General features: G+C 70.8%; 1 protein-coding gene and 1 pseudogene. One reads left to right on the top strand and one right to left on the bottom strand.

All coding sequences use genetic code 11. The features are described 5' to 3' along the window. Positions 1-236: pseudogene (locus IH13_RS0120155) on the bottom strand (glycogen debranching enzyme); the annotation flags it as partial. Between the two features lie 476 nt (positions 237-712). On the opposite strand from IH13_RS0120155, the gene IH13_RS0120150 reads away from it, so the two are divergent. Beyond that, the coding region (locus tag IH13_RS0120150) for an SAV2148 family HEPN domain-containing protein (protein ID WP_267883864.1) at positions 713-1,247 on the top strand (535 nt) is incomplete at its 3' end.

The following is a 1,247-nucleotide window of genomic DNA, read 5'->3' as shown; positions in this document are numbered from 1 at the left end:
GGCTCGTACGGGCCGTGCACCCGGAAGCCGTAGCGCTGACCGGGCATCACGCCGGGCAGAAAGGCGTGACGGACGAAGGCATCGGTCTCGCGGAGCTCCACCGCCGTTTCTGAACCGTCGTCGTGCAGCAGGCACAACTCGATCCGGTCGGCGGCCTCCGAGAAGACCGCGAAGTTGGTCCCGGCGCCGTCGTACGTGGCACCGAGGGGATACGCCTGTCCCGGCCAGACCTGCATAGATAGGACTCTTCCACTTCTGATCCGGGTGCTTCGGGGTTCTTGACCCGATAATCCCCGAAAGATGCGTCTGTGCCTAGTAGGTCGGCCGGTGCGGTCGGGTCCCGTCGTCCCGGACGCCGCCCGGCCGGTCAACTTCGGACACCTCGCCGTCGCCCGGCAGGTGACACCGGCCGCCCGACCGCCCCGGCGCCCGGTTCGCCGGGTACGCGGCGTGTCCAATCCCTATGAATCAGCTCACTCCCGGCGATGCGGGCAGCGGGAAGGTGCCGGGGATGCTGGGGAGTTGAGTGATGAGCCTGTGCATCCGGCTGCACCGGCTCCCGCTCCCGGAGTACCCTTCCTTGATCGTTGGTGGGGGATCGGAAGGCGGTGCGCGGGTGAGCTCGGGAGGGTTCGAGCTGCCCCCAGGTGACACAGGTCACGAGGGGGAGTCGACCGATGCCCCGCCGGGGGCGGTTTCCCTCGCGCAGCCCATGGAGATCGGCGTGGAGCTGGACTGGGGCGCCGACGACTGGAACGAGGTGCGCACCCGGGCCCAGCGCGCCGGCCGGGCCTACATCTGGCTGAATCTCGTCGAACAGCGACTGCGCGCCGTGGTCTCCGCGGTGGTCCGTCCGATCTACGAGCCGGTGCACGGCGAGGACTGGGTGGTGGCCGCCGCGGGACCCGCCGGGCAGGAGTGGGTGCAGCGCGCCGTGGCCGTCCGGGAGGTCTCCCGCCGCAAGGGGTACCTCCTGGACCCGGCCGACGACAACGTCCTCAGCTTCCTGACGCTCCCTCAACTGCGCGAGCTGATGGTCCAGCACTGGCCCTGCTTCGAACCGTACGTCGACGACCGCCGCGAGGTGGAGCTCGCCCTCGACGAGCTGGAGGTGGCCCGCAACGTCGTCTCGCGCAACCGCGCCCTCAACGAGGCGGTCCTGGCGCAGGCCGAGCGGGCCTCGGCGCGCCTGCTGGAGATCCTCGGCAACGGCGCGGCCGTCCCGTCCGCCGACCGGCTGCCGGGGG

The sequence above is a fragment of the Streptomyces sp. NRRL WC-3549 genome (assembly GCF_000721935.1).
In the GTDB taxonomy this organism is placed as follows: Bacteria; Actinomycetota; Actinomycetes; order Streptomycetales; family Streptomycetaceae; genus Streptomyces.
Note: the sequence above shows the minus strand (reverse complement) of the source record. Positions and strands in the feature narration are given on the sequence as shown.